This window comes from Rhizobium sp. WSM4643 (genome assembly GCF_025152745.1).
Classification (GTDB): domain Bacteria; phylum Pseudomonadota; class Alphaproteobacteria; order Rhizobiales; family Rhizobiaceae; genus Rhizobium; species Rhizobium leguminosarum_I.
Genome location: NZ_CP104040.1, coordinates 3034993 through 3055166, shown reverse-complemented (window position 1 = coordinate 3055166; position 20174 = coordinate 3034993). Strand labels below are relative to the sequence as shown.

The 20174-nt window shown below is 59.9% G+C and carries 19 protein-coding genes; 9 read left to right on the top strand and 10 right to left on the bottom strand.

Going from position 1 to position 20174, the window contains the following annotated elements:
* Positions 1–66: 66 nt before the first annotated feature.
* Positions 67–297: a ribbon-helix-helix protein, CopG family gene (locus N1937_RS15400; protein ID WP_130662010.1), complete on the bottom strand. Its 231-nt coding sequence runs from the start codon at positions 295–297 to the stop codon at positions 67–69.
* 162 nt (positions 298–459) lie between these two features.
* On the opposite strand from N1937_RS15400, the gene N1937_RS15395 reads away from it, so the two are divergent.
* A complete protein-coding gene (locus tag N1937_RS15395) occupies positions 460–2373 on the top strand; it encodes an ABC transporter ATP-binding protein (RefSeq protein WP_260056499.1) in 1914 nt (637 codons plus the stop codon).
* On the opposite strand, the gene N1937_RS15390 is transcribed toward N1937_RS15395, so the two are convergent.
* On the bottom strand, positions 2329–3261 hold the full coding sequence (locus tag N1937_RS15390; protein WP_222386572.1) for an endonuclease/exonuclease/phosphatase family protein: 933 nt from the start codon (positions 3259–3261) through the stop codon (positions 2329–2331). The genes N1937_RS15395 and N1937_RS15390 overlap by 45 nt on opposite strands.
* A 284-nt stretch (positions 3262–3545) precedes the next feature.
* Here N1937_RS15390 and petA point away from each other — a divergent pair, with 284 nt between their 5' ends.
* The 4 genes from petA to N1937_RS15370 all read left to right on the top strand — a co-directional run bounded on the left by petA (position 3546) and on the right by N1937_RS15370 (position 6982).
* On the top strand, positions 3546–4124 hold the full coding sequence (gene petA, locus N1937_RS15385; protein ID WP_026154254.1) for a ubiquinol-cytochrome c reductase iron-sulfur subunit: 579 nt from the start codon (positions 3546–3548) through the stop codon (positions 4122–4124).
* Positions 4125–4138: 14 nt separating this feature from the next.
* The gene (locus N1937_RS15380) at positions 4139–5419 is read left to right on the top strand and encodes a cytochrome b (protein WP_017965338.1); all 1281 of its coding nucleotides are present in this window, start codon (positions 4139–4141) and stop codon (positions 5417–5419) included.
* A gap of 20 nt (positions 5420–5439) precedes the next feature.
* Positions 5440–6324, top strand: a complete 885-nt coding sequence (locus N1937_RS15375) for a cytochrome c1 (protein ID WP_017965337.1) — start codon at positions 5440–5442, stop codon at positions 6322–6324.
* A 115-nt stretch (positions 6325–6439) separates the two neighbouring features.
* On the top strand, positions 6440–6982 hold the full coding sequence (locus tag N1937_RS15370) for an adenine phosphoribosyltransferase (RefSeq protein ID WP_017965336.1): 543 nt from the start codon (positions 6440–6442) through the stop codon (positions 6980–6982).
* Between the two features lie 18 nt (positions 6983–7000).
* Here the strand turns inward: N1937_RS15370 and N1937_RS15365 are convergent, their stop codons facing one another.
* Entirely contained in the window at positions 7001–7468 is a 468-nt protein-coding gene (locus tag N1937_RS15365; protein WP_017965335.1) for a MaoC family dehydratase, read from the bottom strand.
* A complete protein-coding gene (locus tag N1937_RS15360; protein WP_222312692.1) occupies positions 7465–7956 on the bottom strand; it encodes a MaoC family dehydratase in 492 nt (163 codons plus the stop codon). The genes N1937_RS15365 and N1937_RS15360 overlap by 4 nt, the downstream gene beginning before the upstream one ends.
* An 81-nt stretch (positions 7957–8037) precedes the next feature.
* On the opposite strand from N1937_RS15360, the gene N1937_RS15355 reads away from it, so the two are divergent.
* The gene (locus N1937_RS15355; RefSeq protein ID WP_260056498.1) at positions 8038–9132 is read left to right on the top strand and encodes a hypothetical protein; all 1095 of its coding nucleotides are present in this window, start codon (positions 8038–8040) and stop codon (positions 9130–9132) included.
* A gap of 72 nt (positions 9133–9204) precedes the next feature.
* Here the strand turns inward: N1937_RS15355 and ychF are convergent, their stop codons facing one another.
* A complete protein-coding gene (ychF, locus tag N1937_RS15350; protein ID WP_260056497.1) occupies positions 9205–10308 on the bottom strand; it encodes a redox-regulated ATPase YchF in 1104 nt (367 codons plus the stop codon).
* A 341-nt stretch (positions 10309–10649) separates the two neighbouring features.
* On the opposite strand from ychF, the gene clpS reads away from it, so the two are divergent.
* Complete coding sequence (clpS, locus tag N1937_RS15345) at positions 10650–10961, top strand: ATP-dependent Clp protease adapter ClpS (RefSeq protein WP_260056496.1); 312 nt, start codon at positions 10650–10652, stop codon at positions 10959–10961.
* 31 nt (positions 10962–10992) lie between these two features.
* On the opposite strand, the gene N1937_RS15340 is transcribed toward clpS, so the two are convergent.
* From N1937_RS15340 to N1937_RS15320, 5 genes are all read right to left on the bottom strand, one after another.
* Positions 10993–11445 carry an N-acetyltransferase family protein gene (locus N1937_RS15340; protein ID WP_441005649.1) on the bottom strand — a complete coding sequence of 151 codons (453 nt, stop codon included), beginning with the start codon at positions 11443–11445 and terminating at the stop codon, positions 10993–10995.
* A gap of 5 nt (positions 11446–11450) precedes the next feature.
* Complete coding sequence (pth, locus tag N1937_RS15335; protein ID WP_162116520.1) at positions 11451–12167, bottom strand: aminoacyl-tRNA hydrolase; 717 nt, start codon at positions 12165–12167, stop codon at positions 11451–11453.
* Between the two features lie 106 nt (positions 12168–12273).
* Positions 12274–12987, bottom strand: a complete 714-nt coding sequence (locus tag N1937_RS15330) for a substrate-binding periplasmic protein (protein ID WP_222312689.1) — start codon at positions 12985–12987, stop codon at positions 12274–12276.
* Positions 12988–13012: 25 nt separating this feature from the next.
* Positions 13013–15364: an EAL domain-containing protein gene (locus N1937_RS15325; RefSeq protein WP_260056494.1), complete on the bottom strand. Its 2352-nt coding sequence runs from the start codon at positions 15362–15364 to the stop codon at positions 13013–13015.
* Positions 15365–15598: 234 nt separating this feature from the next.
* Complete coding sequence (locus N1937_RS15320; protein WP_162116523.1) at positions 15599–16207, bottom strand: 50S ribosomal protein L25/general stress protein Ctc; 609 nt, start codon at positions 16205–16207, stop codon at positions 15599–15601.
* A 296-nt stretch (positions 16208–16503) separates the two neighbouring features.
* On the opposite strand from N1937_RS15320, the gene N1937_RS15315 reads away from it, so the two are divergent.
* Both N1937_RS15315 and N1937_RS15310 read left to right on the top strand, forming a co-directional pair.
* Positions 16504–18588 carry a putative bifunctional diguanylate cyclase/phosphodiesterase gene (locus tag N1937_RS15315; RefSeq protein WP_260056493.1) on the top strand — a complete coding sequence of 695 codons (2085 nt, stop codon included), beginning with the start codon at positions 16504–16506 and terminating at the stop codon, positions 18586–18588.
* Between the two features lie 99 nt (positions 18589–18687).
* Positions 18688–20163 carry a hypothetical protein gene (locus N1937_RS15310; RefSeq protein WP_260056492.1) on the top strand — a complete coding sequence of 492 codons (1476 nt, stop codon included), beginning with the start codon at positions 18688–18690 and terminating at the stop codon, positions 20161–20163.
* The last annotated feature ends 11 nt before the right edge of the window (positions 20164–20174 follow it).

Below are 20174 nucleotides of genomic sequence, written 5' to 3'. Positions count from 1 at the left end.
GAATTCTTAGGATGGCTATGAGCTTGCTGGACGGTTGCTGAAGACCTGACCGCGTTTGCTTCCCGTTCAAAGGCTGTCGGCCCAATCAATCGCGCGGTGATGTTCGATGAGGACGATGGTGTTGGCGGCGGCGATCGTGCGCAACGCTGTGATGCGGCGGCGCTCCTCCTGGTCGATCCAGGCGGTGATGGCCTCGGTGACGATCTCGTCGCGCGGCAGCGCCAGATCGATGGCCAGGGCATCGAGCCTTTCCGCGAGCGGAAGCGGAATATGCGCATCGAGCATTTTCGTTTCCATGAACGTTGTCTCCGGTGAAGCGCGATCGTAACGTCAGATTGTGACCGGTTGAGGGGCAGTCAATGTCGATGCCGCCGATGTTATCGATAGTTACCAAAATATAACATTCTGTCCGCTTTTCATTCTCTTTTCCGGGTCGGCTAATCCGCCTATATCGCTTCTATGTTGCTGAACCCCATCTTGCGTCGATTCGAAACCTGGATCGACCCGTTCCGCTCACGCGCCAATCTCCAACCGCCGCGCTCGACGCTCGGATTCATCTGGTTCTATATCAGCCAGGCGAGGATGCCGTTTATCGCCATGCTCGTTCTCGGTGGGACATCGGCGGCAATCGAGGCTGCACTATTCTGGTTCGTCGGACGCTTGGTCGATATCCTCGGGAGCATCACGCCTGGTGCCGGCTGGAACGGTCTTCTCGCCGCCCATGGCGGCGAATTGTTCGGCATGCTCGCCCTTATCGGGCTCGTACGCTTCGTCGTCGCCTTCCTGATCGCACTCGTCGACCAGCAGGTGATCACGCCGGGCTTCTACAATCTCGCTCGCTGGCAATCCTATCTCTACGTCTCCAGGCAGTCATTGTCGTTCTTCCAGAGCGATTTCTCCGGGCGCATCGTCACCAAGGTCTGGTCGGCGGGGCAAGCGACCGGCGATCTCGTCACCTCGCTGATGGAAAGCGTCTGGTTCGTCGGCATTTATGCCGTAACGACGCTCGTGCTCGTCGCCCGGCTGGACTTTTCCCTTGCCGCCGTCGTGCTGTTCTGGCTTGGCGCCTTCAGCCTGCTTGCGCGCCACTTCGTTCCGCGCATCCGCCATCATTCCCGCGAAACGGCGGAAGCCGGATCGATGCTGAACGGCAGGATGGTCGACTCCTACAGCAACATGCAGACGCTAAAGCTGTTTGCGCGCGATGAGGAGAGCGACCGCTATATGCGGCAGGGCTTCGATATCTTTCAGGATACGGTGCTGCGCTTCACGCGGTTCATCACCGGCGTCAGGGCCTCCATGGCGCTGCTCTCCGGCCTGATGATCGTGACGATGGCCGGGCTGAGCGTCGATCTCTGGCTGCGCGGCCTGGTCAGTTCGGGCGCGGTGGCATTCTCTCTGGCACTGGTGCTGAGGTTGAATTTCCTGCTCGGACGGCTGATGACGCAGTTCAACGGCATCATGCGCAATCTAGGCACCATCCAGAACGCCGCCGAACTGATCTCCCAGCCTCTAGGGCTCGTCGATCGGCTTGATGCGAAAAACCTGGTGGTCCGGCAGCCGGGTATCCGCTTCGACAATGTTTCCTTCCGCTACGGCAAGGGTCATCAGCCGGTCGTCGAGAATTTCTCCCTGACCATCCGGCCCGGCGAGAAGGTCGGGATCGTCGGCCGTTCGGGCGCGGGGAAATCAACGCTGATGAACCTGCTGCTGCGCCTCTACGATATTCAGGACGGCCGCATTCTGATCGACGGCCAGGATATTGCAGCCGTGACGCAGGAATCGCTCAGGATGCAGATCGGCGTCGTCAGCCAGGACACCTCGTTGCTGCATCGTTCGGTGCGCGACAATATCCTGTTCGGACGGCCGGATGCCGGCGAGGACGGGCTGGTGGAGGCGGCGAGGCGCGCCGAAGCCATCGACTTCATCGCCCGCCTGCAGGATCAGCAGGGCCGTAGAGGTTTCGATGCGCATGTCGGCGAACGCGGCGTCAAACTGTCAGGCGGGCAGCGGCAGCGCATCGCCATTGCCCGCGTCATGCTGAAGGACGCCCCAATCCTCGTTCTCGACGAAGCGACGTCGGCGCTCGATTCGGAAGTGGAGGAAGCGATCCAGTCCAATCTCCATCGGATCATGGAAGGCAAGACGGTGCTTGCGATCGCCCATCGGCTGTCGACGATCGCCGCGCTCGACCGGCTCATCGTCGTCGATCTCGGCCGGATTATCGAGGAAGGCAGTCATGACGAACTGCTTCGCCACGGCGGGCTCTATGCCGAACTTTGGGCGCGCCAGTCCGGCGGCTTCCTCGCTACGGATGAGGACACGGGCTCAAGGATCGATGACAAATTCCGCCATGAGGCCAAAATGATTTGATCCGAAGCCGTTCTCGATGCGGCGCACCGATTTCAGCCGCAGCGGCGCCCGGGTAAAGACGTGATCGATCGGAATACCGAAGGCGCCGGCCCGGATCGGCCATGTCGCGGGCTCCAGCGATACCGTGCCCAAGCTTTGGGTGCGCATGAGATACTGCACGTCTGGCGCCAGAATCGACGTATTGAAATCACCGGAAAGGACGAGCGGTCCCGAAAGGGAAGGGATGATCTCCGCGAGATCCCAGATTTCGAGGCCGTGGAACTCATCGTAATAAGGTTTTGTCAGGTGCGCGGCGAGGAAATTGACCTTCTGGCCGTCGAAATCGATCGTCGAGATCGTCAGCCGATTGCGCCAGAGCAGGCCGAGATTGCGGATGTGGGGTTCGATCAGCGGACGTTTCGACAAGACCAGCGTATCGCATTGCTCCATGCCGACGCCGCATCCGATGTAATAGGGATAGGCCTTCAACAACCGCGGCAGTTCAGACAGCACCGGTTCGGCCTCCAGGATGTTGACGACATCGGCGCCCGAGGCGATGACCATGTCGGCGATGTCAGGGCCGTTTGCGAAATTATCGTTCTCGATATTGAAGGACATCAGCCTGAACAGGGCCGGGCGGCTCTCCTCGACTGATGGTTCGATGAACTCGCGCATCATCACGACGCCGTGGACGGCAAGGACCACCGATACCGCGAAGGTCAGCAGCGCATACCAATGCCGCTTGACGAGAAGGGCTGCGACGGAGGCCACCACACCGGCCACCGCCAGATGGACCTGGAAGCTGTAAAAGAACGACAGCAGATAGAAATCGGCAACGTATCGCAGAGAGACGATGGCGAGAACGAGGGTCGTGAGGACGCTGAATACGCAAAAAATCGTGTCTCTCATCCGCTCCGGTCCGGCTCGCTGGCGTGGCTGCGACTGCGCCTATCACGAGGCCGTTTTTGTTGCAATGCAACATAACGGCAAGCGCGTGTTTGCCTTAAAAAATTCCTCCGAAATTTCCCGCGACATTGTGCCCTCATCCCCTTGCCAAGGCTGGACATAATTTGCGATCAAGCATAGAACGCGCCGGATTGCCGGGGAATCTATGGCCGAATTGTGTCCAGAGAGATTCGCCGGTAGAGGGGGCAGGGCGGAATTCCGCGAAAATTGCGCAGAGGATGTTAGCCGTGAGCGAACACGAAACGACAAGCGAGGGCATGGGCGAACCCACTCGCCGTGATTTCCTTTATCTCACCACTGGTATGGCAGGCGCCGTCGGCGCCGTTGCAGTCGCTTGGCCATTCATCGATCAGATGCGTCCTGACGCTTCGACGCTCGCTCTCGCCTCCATCGAAGTCGACGTTGCCAGCCTTGAGCCTGGCATGTCACTGACGGTCAAATGGCGCGGCAAGCCGATCTTCATCCGCAATCGCACGCCTGAGGAAGTGGAAGCGGCAAACGCCGTCCAGCTTGGCGATCTGAAGGACCCGATCGCGCGCAATGCAAACCTTCCTGTCGACGCTCAGGCAACGGGTGTTGACCGTTCGGGCGGCAAGGGCAAGGAAAACTGGATCGTCATGATCGGCACCTGCACGCATCTCGGCTGCGTGCCGCTCGGCCAGGCCGGTGAATATAATGGTTGGTTCTGTCCCTGCCATGGCTCGGTCTACGACACGGCCGGCCGCATCCGCAAAGGCCCGGCGCCGCAGAACCTGGCGATTCCGACCTTTTCATTTTTGTCCGATACCAAGATCAAGATCGGTTGAGGGGAGACTGATTAATGAGTGGCCATTCCAGCTACGAGCCATCAACCGGCCTCGAGAAATGGGTCGATGCGCGCCTTCCATTGCCGCGTATGGTCTATGACAGCTTCGTCGCCTATCCGGTTCCGCGTAACCTGAATTACGCCTACACCTTCGGCGCCATGCTCGCCGTCATGCTGGTGGTGCAGATCCTGACGGGCGTCACGCTCGCCATGCATTACGCTGCCGAATCGTCGGTCGCCTTCAACTCCGTTGAAAAGATCATGCGCGACGTCAACCACGGCTGGCTGCTGCGCTATATGCATGCCAACGGCGCGTCCTTCTTCTTCGTCGCGGTGTACCTGCACATTGCCCGCGGCCTCTATTACGGCTCCTACAAGGCGCCGCGCGAAATCCTCTGGATCCTCGGCGTGGTCATCTACCTCTTGATGATGGCGACCGGCTTCATGGGCTACGTTCTGCCCTGGGGCCAGATGTCCTTCTGGGGCGCCACCGTCATCACCGGCTTCTTCTCGGCCTTCCCGCTGATCGGCGAATGGGTGCAGCAGTTCCTGCTCGGCGGTTTCGCTGTCGAAAATCCGACGCTGAACCGCTTCTTCTCGCTACACTACCTGCTGCCGTTCATGATCGCCGGCGTCGTCATCCTGCACATCTGGGCACTGCACGTCGTCGGCCAGACGAACCCGACGGGCGTCGAGGTCAAGACGAAGACGGACACGGTGCGCTTCACGCCTTATGCGACGATGAAGGATGCTCTCGGCGTCTCAATCTTCCTGCTGGTCTATGCCTATTTCGTCTTCTACCTGCCGAACTTCCTCGGCCACGCCGACAACTACATCCCGGCCGACCCGTTGAAGACGCCGGCCCATATCGTTCCGGAATGGTACTTCCTGCCGTTCTACGCGATGCTGCGTTCGATCACCTTCAACGTCGGTCCGATCGACTCCAAGCTTGGCGGCGTGCTGGTGATGTTCGGCGCGATCATCGTGCTGTTCTTCCTGCCCTGGCTCGATACGTCGAAGGTCCGTTCGGCCGTTTACCGCCCCTGGTACAAGCTGTTCTACTGGCTGTTCGTGATCAATGCGATCATCCTCGGCTGGCTCGGTTCGCAGCCGGCGGAAGGTGGCTATGTCATGATCTCGCAGTTCTGCACACTCCTCTACTTCGCTTTCTTCCTGGTCGCGATGCCAGTTCTCGGCCTGGTGGAAACGCCGCGCCGCATCCCGAACTCGATCACCGAAGCGGTGCTCGAAAAGCGCAACAAAACAGCTGCAGCCAGTGCGGCGGCCAAAGCGTAAGCGAGCGAAGGAATAGGAATATGAAAAAGCTTGTTGCAAGCATTCTGCCGCTCGCTGTCGCTACCGTTCTCAGCAGCGCCGCCTTTGCCCAGGAAGCGACGCCCGCAAACGGCGCGGCTCCCGCCCATCACGAGGAAAGTGCGACGCCGCACTATCCGCTGAAGGAGCCGAAGGAGGAGGAATGGACTTTTGCCGGTCCGTTCGGCCACTATGACAAGGGTCAGCTTCAGCGCGGCCTCAAGGTCTACACCGAAGTCTGTTCCGCCTGCCATTCGATGAACCTTGTGCCCTTCCGCATGCTGGACGAGCTCGGTTATTCCGAGGCGCAGGTGAAGGCTTTCGCAGCGAATTACGAGGTTCAGGACGGCCCGAACGCTGCCGGTGAAATGTTTACCCGCAAAGCGGTCCCTTCCGATCACTTCCCGGCGCCTTTCCCCAACGCGGAGGCCGCTGCTGCTTCCAACAACGGTGCGGCTCCGCCCGACTTTTCGCTGATTGCAAAGGCTCGCGAAGTCGAGCGCGGCTTCCCGCAATTCGTCTTCGACATCTTCACGCAATATCAAGAAGGTGGCCCGGATTACATCCATTCGCTGCTGACCGGTTATGAAGAGCCGCCAGCCGGTTTCCAGGTGCCGCAGGGCGGCCATTATAACCCTTATTTCCATGCCGCGGCTGTCCTTGCCATGCCGAAGCCGCTCTCCGACGGCCAGGTGACCTATGACGATGGCGCGCCGGCGACGGTCGACCAGTATTCGAAAGACGTCTCCGCCTTCCTGATGTGGGCCGCCGAGCCGCATCTTGAGGAGCGCAAGCGTACGGGCTTCATGGTGATGATCTTCCTCTTGATCTTCACGGTGCTGATCTACCTGACGAAGCGCTCGATCTACGCCAACAAGGAACATTGAGCGGTTCCCGATCGACATTCAAAAGGCGGCCTCGGGCCGCCTTTTCTGTTGGTTCCGCCCCTGGCAATTGATAGGGTGCGGCCAGTTTCATGCCCTCGCAGAATATGGACTTTCCATGGACAATACGATTTCGGAGCTCGCAGCCAGCATCCGCTCCATTTCCGACTATCCCAAGCCCGGCATCATTTTCCGTGACATCACCACGCTGCTCGGCAATCCACGCACTTTCCGCAGGGCGGTTGACGAACTGGTGCAGCCCTATGCGGGCACGAAAATCGACAAGATCGCCGGCATGGAGGCGCGCGGCTTCATTCTGGGCGGTGCCGTGGCCCACCAGCTTTCCTCGGGCTTCGTGCCGATCCGCAAGAAGGGCAAACTGCCGCACGAGACCGTGCGCATCGCCTACAGTCTGGAATATGGCGTCGACGAGATGGAGATGCATCGCGATGCGGTGCAGCCCGGCGAGAAGGTGATCCTGGTCGACGACCTGATCGCCACCGGCGGCACGGCCGTCGGCGCAACGAAGCTGCTGCGCCAGATGGGCGCGGAAGTGGTCGGCGCCTGCTTCGTCATCGACCTGCCGGATCTCGGCGGCCGCAGAAAGCTGGAAGAACTCGGCGTTATCGTGCACACGCTGGTCGAATTCTCCGGCCACTGAGTCTTCCTGCCTGCAGCGTCAGTCGAATTCGAGCACGCCGCTTTCGAAGCGGATAACAGCATCGCCGTTTTGATTGACGCCCTCGCAGAGGATGGTGTTGAGGTGCCATCCCGGTCGTGACGCGAGCGCCCTGCTGGAGAGGAAGGCGACGGAGTAGGTGACGACGTCGCCGACGAAGACCGGCCGCAGCCATTGCAATTTCTGGAAACCAGGCGAGGGGCCGAGGTTCGGCGACGTTAGACCCTTTTGTGCGAGTGCGACACTCTGCCTTTCCCAAAAGGCGAGGAAGGTTCGCATCCAGGCGGCGGTGGTGTGCCAGCCCGAGGCGCAGAGATCGCCGAAGAGGGTGTCTTTGGCGGCTTCTTTGTCGACGTGGAAACGCTGCGGATCGTATCGCGTCGCGAAACGGATGATGTTTTCTTCGGTAAAAGTGTAGCTGCCGATCTCGGCCTTCTCGCCAACCGCGTAAAGATCGGACATCCTCATGCTGACGTCTCCGGGCTTATGCCGATATCTGCGGGACGGGCACGCATGCCGAACATGACCGAATTCTCCGAGACGCAGACAAGTTCGCCGCGCTGGTTTTCCACCTCATGGCGGAATTTGACGATGCCCATGCCGGGGCGTGAGCGCATCGGCCGGGCTTCGAGCACGGTCGAATGGCCTGACAGCGTGTCGCCGGCAAGCACCGGCTTTCGCCATTCCATCAGATCGACGCCCGGCGCACCTTCGCAGAGCGAATGCAGCACATAGCTGTCGGCCATCATGCGCATGAACATCGAAGAGGTATGCCAGCCGGAGGCGGCAAGCCCGCCGAGAATGCTGGCGCGGCCGGCAGCCTCGTCGAGATGCATCGGCTGCGGATCGAATTCCCTTGCGAACTCAATGATTTCTTCGGCGACGACCAGCTTCGGGCCAAGCGCGAAGCGGCAGCCGGGCCGGAAATCCTCGAAGGAAAGTTTTTCTGCCGACATTCGTTCCTCCCGCCATATGCAGCGCACAATGCTTACAATAGCATCCGCGCGGGCTCAATGATTCCGGGGAGATAAACGGGTATGACGGAACTGAGATCGATACTCGACGAAGCTGCACGCCAGGGGCTGATTTCGCCGGAGGCAGGCGGCCGGCTTTTGCCGTTTCTGGCCGAGCGCGGTGTCACCGTCAGAGAGGCACGGCCGGTAATGGCAGCGCAGGAAGAGCATGCCTGGTCGGATACCGAGACACCGCGTTTCGTGCGCGGCTTTCACGATGTGCTGATCACGATCGGTGTCGTCGTGGCGCTCGGCGGCCTCTGGGGGCTTGCCGCACTTTATGCCGTGCTGCCCGCGATCATTGTGCTTTCGGAGATCCTGGTGCGCCGGCAGCGGCTTGCTCTGCCGGCAGTCAGCCTGACGATCGCGCTGTTCTGCTGGACATTCCTGCTGATGTCCTACTTCTTCAAGCCGATAACACCCGCTTTCAACGGGGCGGAGGCGACGCAGTTCGTTGCCGGCTTCCCTATCATTCTCGGCGCCTATTATGTCCGCTATCGTGTGCCGTTGGCGTTGGCGCTCTGCATCATGTCGGCCCTTGCATTCGTCCTCACCCTGCTTTTGCGGCTCATGCAATGGGCGAGCGGGGATCCGCAATTCTTCGCCAACCATCCCGTCTTGCTCGCGGTGGTCTGCCTCGTTTGCGCGCTCGGGCTGTTCGCAACGGCGCTGTATTTCGACCTTGGCGATCGGATGCGCCGGACGACACGCTCCGATATCGCCTTCTGGCTTCATCTGGGTGCTGCACCGGCGCTGCTCTTCAGCGTCCGCCTGCTGATTTCGTTCGACGGCAATTTGCTGGATGTTGCCCAGACGGCTTCGATCAAGACGCCGATCATCGTTATCAGCGTTGTGGTGCTGATGCTGATCGGCCTTGTCATCGACCGGCGGGCCTTCGTCACGTCTGGACTGCTGTCGCTCGGTTTTGCGATTTACGGCATTTTCCGGCAGGGAAGTGCGACGGTTGACACCTATATCTTCACCACGCTGATCGTCGTCGGGGCGATCGTGCTCGTCATCGGAACGGGCTGGATGCCGCTGCGCCGCATCGTGCTGCGGGCGCTGCCGGCCGCCATTTCGCAAAGACTGCCGCCGGCCGTCTTAGGGGCAACTCCGTAAGTCTGACGATTTCGCCCAAACCGCTGAGCGATTTGGGCGAAATGAATTGATCGGGATAGCGGCAGTTTCCGTTCAGGTGTTGAAGCGGAAGTGGATGACGTCGCCGTCCTGGACGACGTATTCCTTGCCTTCGTCTCGTGCTTTGCCGGCATCCTTGGCGCCGACTTCACCGTTGTATTTGATGTAATCGTCATAGGCGATGGTGTTGGCGCGGATGAAGCCGCGTTCGAAATCCGAATGGATGACGCCGGCGGCCTGCGGCGCCTTCGTGCCGCGCTCGATCGTCCAGGCGCGTGTTTCCTTCGGGCCGACGGTGAAATAGGTGATGAGGTGGAGCAGCTTGTAGCCGGCGCGGATCAGCCGGTCGAGGCCCGCCTCGTCAAGGTCGAGGGCGGAGAGGAATTCTTTGGCCTCCACTTCGGGAAGCTGGGCGACCTCAGACTCGATCGCCGCCGAGATCGTGACGGTTTCAGCACCCTGCTCCTTCGCCATCACCGCGACGGCCTCGGTGAATTCGTTGCCGGTCGAGGCATCGCCTTCGGCGACGTTGCAGACGTAGAGCACCGGATGCGAAGTAAGAAGATTGAGGCTCTTGAGGATGACGATTTCTTCCGCGTCGAGCGTCGACAGCAGCGTGCGAACCGGCTTGCCTTCGTTGAGCAGCTTCAGCGAGGCTTCCATGATCGGCAGCATCGCCACCGAATCCTTGTCCTTGCCGGTGGTGCGCTTGCGGGTCTGCTCGGTGCGGCGCTCCAGGCTCTCGAGATCGGCAAGCATCAGCTCGGTCTCGATCGTCTCAGCATCGGCGACCGGGTTGATGCGGCCCTCGACATGGGTGATGTCGCTGTCTTCGAAGCAGCGCAGCACATGCACGATAGCATCGACCTCGCGGATATTGGCGAGAAACTGGTTGCCGAGGCCTTCACCCTTCGAGGCGCCGCGCACCAGGCCGGCGATATCGACGAAGGAGATGCGGGTCGGGATCAATTCCTTCGACTTGGCGACGTCGGCAAGCTTGCGCATGCGCGGATCGGGAACGGCGACTTCGCCGGTGTTCGGCTCGATGGTGCAGAAGGGATAATTCGCCGCCTGTGCGGCGGCCGTCTTGGTGAGCGCGTTGAAGAGGGTCGATTTGCCGACATTCGGCAGCCCGACGATACCGCATTTGAAGCCCATGGCTGAAACCTGCTGTTCTTGAATTCCTTGCTGGTGCCTATGAGATAAAGGAGCAATGTGGTCAAGTCTTAGAGAGCTTTTAGCGTACCTCACTTGCCGACGGATCGGTGCTGGCCTATTCTTGAATACCGATGGAGATTTCGACGTATTGCTGATTTCATCAGAATGCCGGTCGCTGTTCGTATAGACGCAGTGGCCCTATCGGTGTCGAAGCCGGCGACAAGCTCTTGCCTGTTTGGGGCGGGGAGCCGGCCGGCCGGCTGTCGAAAATTCGTCATCGACAATGATTAGATGGTTTTGAAGATTCCTGATCCCATGTCATCAACGGGTGGATTTTTCCGATGAGTGACAGTGACATTGCCGTGAAACCGAAAAGCAAGGTGAAGCCGAAGCTGGACAAGCCGAAGCTCTACAAGGTCATCCTCGTCAATGATGACTATACCCCGCGCGAGTTCGTCATCATGGTCCTTAAGGCCGTCTTCCGCATGAGCGAGGAGACCGGCTACCGGGTGATGATGACGGCGCACAAGCTCGGTTCCTGCGTGGTCGTGGTCTGCGCCAGAGATATCGCCGAGACCAAGGCCAAGGAAGGCATCGACCTTGCCAAGGGCATGGGCTTTCCGCTGATGTTCACCACCGAACCGGAAGAATAGGTGCTGCCTGAGGGCCGCCTCTAAAACGGGGTCAAAGCCGGCGAATCTGATAGCCGGTCTTCTCCTGCACGAAGCCGCAATTCTCATAGAAGCGCAATGTTGCCGGATTTTTGGAGCCGGTGAGCAGCATCACCTTGTAGCAGCCGGCGCTCCAGGCGTCTGCAACCGCATGGGCGATGACGGCGCGGGCATAACCGCGCTTGCGATGATCGGCATGGGTGACGACGTTTTCGATGAGCGCATAGGAGGCGCCGTTCCGCGTCAGGTTCGGCACGACGACGAGCGTGACGGTGGCGATGGCTACGTTACCCGCGACACCGATGAAGACGGTCATGCCCGGCTGAGCCAGGATGGCGGAAAAGCGTTTCTCGGCACTGGCCTCGTCAAGAACCGGATCGGTGGGGTTCAGCTGTCGGTAGAGGGCCAGGAGACCGGGAAGATCGCCGCGGACGGCAGGGCGGATGATGACGTCTCGATCCGGCATCAATCTCAATCGCCCTTGTTGCCGAACATCTTTTTCAGCATGTCGGCCATCGGGCCGGTCACCGGCAGCTTCGGCTGGTTGTGGCCGCGAGCCTGCTGGATATGCGACTGGCCGGCCGGCCTCTGCTCTTTCGCCGGCCTCTCCTCCTCGGCCTTGCCGCCGAGCGCCAGCGCGATCTTGTTCATCAACTGCGAATCCTCGTTTCGCACCAGCATGTCGGCATTGTCGGCGAGCGTGTCCAGAAGTGGCTCCACCCAGGCCTTGTCGGCCTTGGTGAAATCGCCGAGCACGTGGCTCTGAACCATCTCCTTGACGCCGGGATGACCGATGCCGAGGCGCAGCCGCCGGTACTCCTTGCCGCAATGGGCGTCGAGCGACTTGATGCCGTTGTGGCCGTTGTGGCCGCCACCGGTCTTCAGCCGCGCCTTGCCTTGGGGAAGGTCGAGTTCGTCGTAGATCGCCACGAGATCGGCCGGCTGGAGCTTGTAGAAACGCATCGCTTCGCCGACGGACTCGCCGGAAAGATTCATGAAGGTCTGCGGCTTGATCAGCAGCACCTTCTCGCCGCCGAGCTCGCCCTCGGCGATCTCGGCCCTGAACTTCTTCGACCAGGGCGAAAAGCTGTGGCGCCGATGAATGGCATCGACGGCCATGAAGCCGATATTATGGCGGTTGCCGGCGTATTTGCCGCCGGGATTGCCGAGACCCGCGATGATCAGCATGGTCTGTTTTTCCTTGCTAGAACTTCCAGCCGTTCACCACCGCGAAATGAAAGCAAAGTCAAGCGGAAAGGGCAGCGGTCTGTCGGCCAAGGTCACTCAGACAGGATCAGTTCGACAGGTTCATGCCGTATTTCAGGAAGATCTGCTTCTGGTCGCCATCGGCGATCAGCTTGTCGAGGGCAGCCTGCATCCTGGCGAGCAGATCGGCCGGAAAGTTCTTCTCGCAGGCGATGCCCATCGGCTGGGAGGAGAGCACTGTCACCATCTCCACCGGCTGATCGACCTGCAGCTTATCGAAATAGAGTTCGGAGATCGGCATCATGTCGATGCGCCCGCCAAGCAGTTTGCGCAGCGTCGCGTTGAAGTCGCTGGCGACATCGAGCTTGGTGAAGCCCTTCTCCTTCAGGATCGTCTCGGTGTAATCCTCGCGCTGAGTGCCGACCGTATATTTCTTCGCCTCGTCCAGATTGCTGGCGGTGACATCAGAACCCTTGCGGGTGATCAGGATGTTGCGGTCGATGAGCAGCGGCTCGACCCATTTAAACAATGCGTCACGCGCGCCGTTGTGGGCGGTCGCGAAGACACAGGTCATCGGCGCCGTGCGGGCAAGGCTGAAAGCGCGTGCCCAGGGCATGATTTCGATCGTGTAGTCGACGCCGATCGCGGCCATTATCTTTTCGACCTGCTCGACGGTCGCGCCCTTGATCTCCTTGCCTTCGCGGTAGTTGAAGGGGGCATAGTCCTCGGTCGCGAAGGTCACCGTTTGCGCATGGGCGGTGCATGGCAGCGCCAGGCATGCGAGAAGCAGGAGCTTTTTCATCGGTATCATCTCCTTCGTTCTTCGTTTACGAGGCGCGTGCGATGGCCGATTGCGAGGCCATCAGTTCCTCGATCAGCGTGGCTGCGTGCTGCGGACGGTGGAAGAGGTAGCCCTGGCCATAGTCAAGCCCCATCTGGTGGAGCGTGCGGCACTCCTCTTCGGTCTCGATGCCTTCGGCAATAACGGTACAGTCCATCTTGTGGGAGAGCGTGGTGATGCCTTCGATCAGCATGCGGCTCTTCTGGCGCACATCGTCATCGCCATCGTTGATCGCGCGCGTGAAAGACTGGTCGATCTTGATAATGTCGACAGGGAAGCGGTTAAGGTAGCTCAGCGACGAATAGCCGGTGCCGAAATCGTCAAGCGCGATACGGCAGCCGAACCGACGAAGCTCGGTGACGATCATGCGGATCTCAGGGTTGTCGTGCATCAGCACAGCCTCGGTGATCTCGACGACGATGCGTTCGGGACGGATGCCGTGGCGACCGACGATGACGGCAAGACGGGCCGGCAGCGCCGGCTCGAACTGCAGCGGCGAGAAGTTGATGGCGAGATAGGTATCCTGCATATCGGGGATGCGGGAAATCTTCGCGAGGTTGGCGACCGCCTTTTCCATGATGACGTTGCCGACGCGGACAATTTTTGCCGTCTCCTCGGCGACACTGATGATCTCGGCCGGCGGCATCAAGCCCTTCTGTGGATGGTTGAGGCGCATTAGCGCCTCGAAACCTGATATGCCGCGACCGTTCAGGTTGACGATCGGCTGCAGGAAGGCCTCGAACCAGTTGTCGACGAGGCCGGCTTCGATATTGGCTTCGATCTCGGCGCGGCTGCGGGCACGGTCGAGCATGGCATTGTCGAAGAGCTGCGCGCCGTTTTTGCCGTCGCGTTTCTTGGCATACATCGCCATGTCGGATTTCTGCAGCAGTTCGGCCGCGGTTGCGGCATGATGCGGATAGATGGCGATGCCGACGGAAGCGCTCAGATGCATGTCCGGGGCAAATGGCGTTTCGAAGAGCGTGGCAATCTGCTCGCACATTGCCTTGGCGCGTTTTTCGGCATCCTTCGCCGGCAGCAAGATGGCAAATTCGTCGCCGCCGAGACGTGCTGCCTCGTCGCAGGGGGCAAGATGGGTTTTCAGGCGCTCGACGAGCTCGACCAGCGCCATGTCGCCGGCGGCATGGCCCATATTGTCGTTGATCCACTTGAAGCGGTCGAGATCGACGAAGAGACAGGCGAGTTCCTGGCCGGCGGCGTCGGCGGCGGCGATCTTGTTGTCGAGGACGGCCTCGAAGCCCTGGCGATTAAGAAGCCCGGTCAGGTGATCGGTGATTGCCTGGCGGTGGTTGCGGTCCTCTGAGGCCTTGAGTTCGGTGACATCGGTCATGACCGATAGCGAGAGGCGGTCGTGAGCGCCGGCTTCCGCCTCTGATTCCATGATCAGGACGTCCATGGTGCGACCGTCCAGGCAGACAAACTTGACAGTGACGGTCATGCCGCTTTCGGCCCGGCGGCGCTTGACGAATTTGTCGCGGGTGGCGGAAGTGACGAGATCGGCGAAGTTGCGGCCGATGACGGCGGCACGGTTATAACCTGTGGCAAGCAGCCAATAATCACTGACGGCGGTGATGCGGTCTTCCTCATCGAGCGAAAAGAGCATGGCGGGCGTCAGATTGTAGATGTCGGTGGCGCGGCGGTGGGCGAGCTTCAGCTCCTTTTCCTCGCTTTCGAGCTTGGTCTGCATCTCGTTAAAGCTATGGGCAAGCCGTCCCATCTCGTCGTTCGACTGCCAGTCGACATGATGGCGGGAGCCCAACTGGCGGGTGGCCTCGATCGCCGCCGCCAGCCGCATCAGCGGCTGGATGACGAAGAAACGGTTGCCGATCAGCGCCGTGCCGAAAACGGTCAGCACCGCGAAGATGAAGATCGAAATGAAGACGACCTCTTCCTGCTTCAGGCCGGAAAACAGGCCGAGTGCCGGATAGTAGACGCTGATGCTGCCGAGGTTCTTCGGACCGTCGACAGTGTTGTAGATGATGGCGCGCGACACCTGCACCAGCTTACCGTCGAAGGAGCGCGGAATGGTGGACTGGCTGACATCGAGCTGGCCTGACTGGTCACGCACTTCAACCTTGACGATGGCGCCCTGGGAAACGACCGTCGCGCTGATCTGAGTAACGCTCTCCTCATCGAGGTCCCACAGCGGTTTGGCCAGCGCCTGGGCATTGGCGACGAGAAGAACGGAGATATGATCGCGTATTTCCTTGTCGGCCCGTTCCGAGGAAAGAAAAAGGAAGAGAACAAAAAGGGGAGCGACAAAAACAAGCAGCGCTCCGCAAACTATCGCAAAAAATCTGTTCTCAACGGAATTGTTCATGTTTCCGTCTACTCCCCCAGGCCGCCATATTTGCCGTCGCGCATTAAGGCGGGCTTCTTTGCAGCTGACGGAACATGCTTTCACGAATTTGTTAAATGTTGCTGAAACGGGGCCTTACGGGACAATGAAAAGCCCGCTTTCCCAGTGAACTGGCTCCTGAAAGTTGGACGACAACCTTTCAGGAGCCAGTTCACGGGAAAGCGGGCCATATGCTTTACAAATCCGTCGAAGCGATCAGGCTTCGGCTTCGCCTTCCGCGGCGCTCTCGTCAATGCCGGCAGCCGGAGCGATAATCGTCGCGATCGTGAAGTCGCGGTCGATGACCGGGGTGACGCCCTTCGGCAGAGTGACTTCCGCGATATGGATGCTGTCGCCGATCTTCTTGCCGCTGAGATCAATGTTGAAGAACTCAGGGATCGCATCGGCCGGGCAATGAACTTCGACTTCATGGCGAACGATGTTCAGAACGCCGCCGACCTTGAGGCCCGGGGACTTCTCTTCATTGATGAAGTGAACCGGGATTTCGACCGTCACCTGGGTGTTGCCGGAGACGCGCAGGAAATCGACATGCATGGTGAAGTCACGGACCGGATCGAGCTGGTAGTCCTTCGGCAGAACCTTGTGCTTCTTGCCGTCGACTTCGATCGTCGCCACGGTGGTCATGAAACCACCGGCGTGAATGCGCTTCGTCACCTCATTGGTGTTGAGAGCGATGGTAATGGGGGCCTGCTTGTCACCATAGATGACAGCGGGAATCAAACCGTTGCGGCGAAGTTCACGGGCGGACCCCTTACCAACCCGTTCGCGCGCCTCGGCCTTGAGCTCGTAAGTTTCCTGGCTCATGGCTATTCCTTTCGAGGTTATTTGGAGAGTTCGGCGGCGGGCAAAAGCCTTGTTCCGACGAACCGGAGGCGGTATGACCCGACCTCATCCGCGTTGCCTCCAAGGGTGTCTACACGGACCGGTGGCCTATATTATAAGTCGATCGGAAACGCAAGTTGCGGATTCGGGTTGTTTTTTGCCAAGATACACGCTTTCGCCAAGGTTTAACCATCGAAAACGAAATCGGCGGCGATTAATAAATCCTGCGTTTACCCGCCAATATAAGCAGGGCCGTCTCAATTTGCCGGTTGCCTCTCATGTTGCGCGTCCTTTCCTGCATCACCGTCGAACATAGCCTTCCGCATCTGATCTTCGCCACCGTTATTTGTGTGCTCGGATCGATGCTGTCGATGCGCCTCTTCACCCGGGTGCGCCGATCGCAGGGGCTGCAGAAAACCAACTGGCTGTTTCTCTCCGGATTCGTTGGCGGCTCGACCATCTGGACGACGCATTTCATCGCCATGCTCGGCTACCAGACGACGGTGGCGAACGGCTATGAGCCGACGCTGACGCTGCTGTCGCTGTTTGCCGCCGTCGCGACGACGATGACCGGCTTTGCCATCGCGTCAATCGCGCAGAAGAGCGCGCTTATCGAGGCAGGCGGCGTGATCGTCGGCCTCGGCATCGCGGTCATGCACTATGTCGGGATCGCCGGGTACGAGGTCGAGGGTCGTCTCGAATGGCAGGCCTCTTATGTCGTCGCCTCGCTGGTCTTGGCCGGCTTGTTCGGCGCGGTCGCCACCAATCGCGTCGGCCGGCCGATCACACGTTTCTGCCGCCACGGAGCTGCCCTTTCGCTGATCCTTGCGATCGTGCTTACGCATTTCACCGGCATGGCGGGGCTGACGATCCAGCCGGATGCCACTGTTGCGGCGCCCACCGAGATCATCTCGGACGGCATCATGACCGGTCTCGTTAGCGCCGTCATGATCATCATACTGGCGCTGGGTGCCTCCACCTATATCATCGACATGCAGTCGACGCAGGCAGCCGTCGAGCGTTACCGCCATCTGTCGCTGCATGACCCGCTGACCAATCTTGCCAATCGCGCCGCCTTCAACGAGCATCTGTCGGCGCTGGTCAATAAACCGACGGACATGGCGGCCAATATCGCCGTGCTCTCCTTCGACCTCGACCGTTTCAAGGAAATCAACGACGTTCACGGTCACGCCGCCGGCGATGCCGTGCTGCGCGCCGTCGCCGAGCGGCTGTTCAAGATCATGCAGGACGGCCAGTTCGTCGCGCGGGTCGGCGGCGACGAGTTCGTGGCCGTCATGTGCGATTATTTCGTCCGTTCGGACGCCAAGGGACTGGCCCAACGCATGCTCGACGAGATCGCTCGGCCGATCGAATGGAACGGCCATGCGCTGACCGTCGGCTCCAGCATCGGTATCTCCACCTATCCCGGACTGGCGGACAATTTGGACGACCTGTTGTCGCAGGCCGATATCGCCATGTATCGGGCAAAATCGACGGCGACCAACAGCATATGCTTCTACGAGCCCTCGATGGACCAGGCAGCGCGCGAACGCAACGCGCTGGCGAGCGAGATGCGGGAGGGATTGGCGCGCGGCGAATTCGAGCTATTCTACCAGCAGCAGAATGACACGGTGACGCGCGACATCGTTGGCCTGGAAGTGCTCCTGCGCTGGAGACATCCCGCGCGCGGCTACATCTCACCCGTCGAATTCATTCCGATCGCGGAAAAGACCGGCTTTATCATTGAGCTTGGTGAATGGGTGCTGCGGGCCGCTTGCGCGGAAGCGGTGACCTGGAAGAACCCATTACGCATCGCCGTCAATGTCGCGCCGCAGCAGCTCGGCGACAACCGCCTACCGCAGATCGTGCATCGGATCCTGCTCGACACCGGCCTGCCGGCGGCGCGACTCGAGATCGAGATCACCGAATCCGGCATCATCGCCGATCATCAACATGCGCTGCAGGCAATCCGCCGGCTGAAAGCGCTGGGCGTAAAGGTGGCGATGGACGATTACGGCACGGGTTATTCGTCACTGTCGACACTGCAGAGCTTCCCGTTCGACAAGATCAAGATCGACCGCGCCTTCGTCGACGGCGTTGTCACCAACAAGCAGTCTGCGGCGATCGTGCGTTCGACGCTCATTCTTGCGGCAAGCCTCGACATACCGGTGCTTGCTGAAGGCGTCGAAAACGAAGACCATATCGACTTCCTTCGACGGGAAGGCTGCCTGCAGGTGCAGGGCTTCCTCTTCGGTAAGCCGAGACCGCGCTCGGGCATCGAGGCGATCGTCAACGGCGAGGTGCCGGCAGTACAGCAGGAAACGGTTCTTGCGCCCGCCGTGAAGAAATCCGCGGCCGCGTGAGTGGCAAATTGCCATTCTCTGCCGCAGCTGAGGTTGACATCGGCGCGCTTCGCATCTTTGGATGGCCGCGTTCAAAAAGGGCTGAGGAGAAATCGGACTATGCGTCTCAAACTTGTCACGGCAACGAGCTTGCTGGCACTTTGCCTTGTCACCACGGCCCGGGGCGTCGAGATCAATCAGGATGGCGCCAATGCGGTCAAGGACAATCTGACGAAGCTGCTTCCCGAGGATCTGGCGAAGAGCGGCATGGTCACCGTCAATCCGGCGGGCACACGTTACGAGATCATCTACGATCTGGCGAAGCTGCTTGCCAAGGCCGATCCAGCGACATTTGCGATCAGCGGGCTGACGCCGTTCTCGATGTTCGCTACGCCGCTCGATAGCGGCCTCTGGAACATTGAGGGTGACAACAAGCTCAATGTCTCCGGCCATTTCAACGGCCCCGACCAGAAGCCGACGGATTTCTCCTACTCCATCGCTTCACTTGTCTATACCGGCGTCTTCGACCCGGCGATCAGCTACCTGCGCTCCGGCACCTTCACCGCCAAGGACATCAAGGTCGCCAGCAAGTCCGACACCGAGGAAGTCCATGCCAGCTTTGCCGGGATGGACCAAAAGCTGACCTCGACGGACAGCGCAGGCGGCAATGGGCGTATCGATTTTGCGGGCAGCGGCTCCATGTCGACTTTCGTCGAGCAGGTTTCCGGCCTGCAAATGCCGCCTGTTGAAATCCGTGCCGACTCGATCGATTTCGATGCCAAGGTGAACGGCCTGCCGGCCAAGCAAATCCGCGAGATCGTCCTTTTCATTCTCGACCATCTCGAGGAGAAAGAACTAAGCCCGGAAAACAGCGGCAAGATAAAGGGAATGCTCAAGCAAGCCTTTCCGATTCTTGCCTCGTTCAGCGAGACGATCGGGGTCAATAATCTGACCGTCAGCAACCAGATGGGCAATGGCGGAGTCAAGGCATTCGGTTACAAACTGGTTATGGATGGGCCGAGCGACGCCATGCGTTTCGGCTTCGGCATCGATGCGCAGGATATCAGCCTCGACAGTCCGGCAATGCCGGCAAGTTATTCGCCCTTCGTGCCGACCAATTTCGATCTGCAACTCGCCATTCCGAATCTGGATTTCGCCACCTTCGGCGACGCGCTCATGGCGATGGATTTCAACGCCAAGCCGCCAGAGCAAAGCGGCGACGAGATGGCGAAAAAGCTCTTCCGCGATGGCCGGCTCACCATCGAGTTTCCGAAGGTCAGCGCCAGGTCCGATGTCTACGACGTCGACATGACGGGCAAGATCGAGGGACGGGTCGATACCCAGAAGGACTATTCGATGGAGGCGACGATCCTTGCCCGCGATCTCGACAAGACGATTGCCGCAGTTCAGGAGCTTGCCAAGACGGATCCCGACCTCAACCAAGTCTCCTTCGGCATGATGATGGTGAAGGGCTTCGCCAAGACCGATGCGGATGGCCGTTCGCGCTGGGACATCAGCATCGGCCGCGACGGCGCGATCACCGTTAACGGCCAGGTGGTCAAGGAAGCGGACCAGGAAACGGTCCAGCCGCAATAGCGTATACTGGG

What these genes read in the sequence shown, in the direction of transcription:
- N1937_RS15400 (WP_130662010.1), bottom strand. Translation starts at nt 297, where the DNA reads ATGGAAACGAAAATGCTCGATGCGCATATTCCGCTTCCGCTCGCGGAA.
- N1937_RS15395 (WP_260056499.1), top strand. Translation starts at nt 460, where the DNA reads ATGTTGCTGAACCCCATCTTGCGTCGATTCGAAACCTGGATCGACCCG.
- N1937_RS15390 (WP_222386572.1), bottom strand. Translation starts at nt 3,261, where the DNA reads ATGAGAGACACGATTTTTTGCGTATTCAGCGTCCTCACGACCCTCGTT.
- N1937_RS15380 (WP_017965338.1), top strand. Translation starts at nt 4,139, where the DNA reads ATGAGTGGCCATTCCAGCTACGAGCCATCAACCGGCCTCGAGAAATGG.
- N1937_RS15375 (WP_017965337.1), top strand. Translation starts at nt 5,440, where the DNA reads ATGAAAAAGCTTGTTGCAAGCATTCTGCCGCTCGCTGTCGCTACCGTT.
- N1937_RS15370 (WP_017965336.1), top strand. Translation starts at nt 6,440, where the DNA reads ATGGACAATACGATTTCGGAGCTCGCAGCCAGCATCCGCTCCATTTCC.
- N1937_RS15365 (WP_017965335.1), bottom strand. Translation starts at nt 7,468, where the DNA reads ATGAGGATGTCCGATCTTTACGCGGTTGGCGAGAAGGCCGAGATCGGC.
- N1937_RS15360 (WP_222312692.1), bottom strand. Translation starts at nt 7,956, where the DNA reads ATGTCGGCAGAAAAACTTTCCTTCGAGGATTTCCGGCCCGGCTGCCGC.
- N1937_RS15355 (WP_260056498.1), top strand. Translation starts at nt 8,038, where the DNA reads ATGACGGAACTGAGATCGATACTCGACGAAGCTGCACGCCAGGGGCTG.
- ychF (WP_260056497.1), bottom strand. Translation starts at nt 10,308, where the DNA reads ATGGGCTTCAAATGCGGTATCGTCGGGCTGCCGAATGTCGGCAAATCG.
- clpS (WP_260056496.1), top strand. Translation starts at nt 10,650, where the DNA reads ATGAGTGACAGTGACATTGCCGTGAAACCGAAAAGCAAGGTGAAGCCG.
- N1937_RS15340 (WP_441005649.1), bottom strand. Translation starts at nt 11,445, where the DNA reads ATGCCGGATCGAGACGTCATCATCCGCCCTGCCGTCCGCGGCGATCTT.
- pth (WP_162116520.1), bottom strand. Translation starts at nt 12,167, where the DNA reads ATGCTGATCATCGCGGGTCTCGGCAATCCCGGCGGCAAATACGCCGGC.
- N1937_RS15330 (WP_222312689.1), bottom strand. Translation starts at nt 12,987, where the DNA reads ATGAAAAAGCTCCTGCTTCTCGCATGCCTGGCGCTGCCATGCACCGCC.
- N1937_RS15325 (WP_260056494.1), bottom strand. Translation starts at nt 15,364, where the DNA reads ATGAACAATTCCGTTGAGAACAGATTTTTTGCGATAGTTTGCGGAGCG.
- N1937_RS15320 (WP_162116523.1), bottom strand. Translation starts at nt 16,207, where the DNA reads ATGAGCCAGGAAACTTACGAGCTCAAGGCCGAGGCGCGCGAACGGGTT.
- N1937_RS15315 (WP_260056493.1), top strand. Translation starts at nt 16,504, where the DNA reads ATGTTGCGCGTCCTTTCCTGCATCACCGTCGAACATAGCCTTCCGCAT.
- N1937_RS15310 (WP_260056492.1), top strand. Translation starts at nt 18,688, where the DNA reads ATGCGTCTCAAACTTGTCACGGCAACGAGCTTGCTGGCACTTTGCCTT.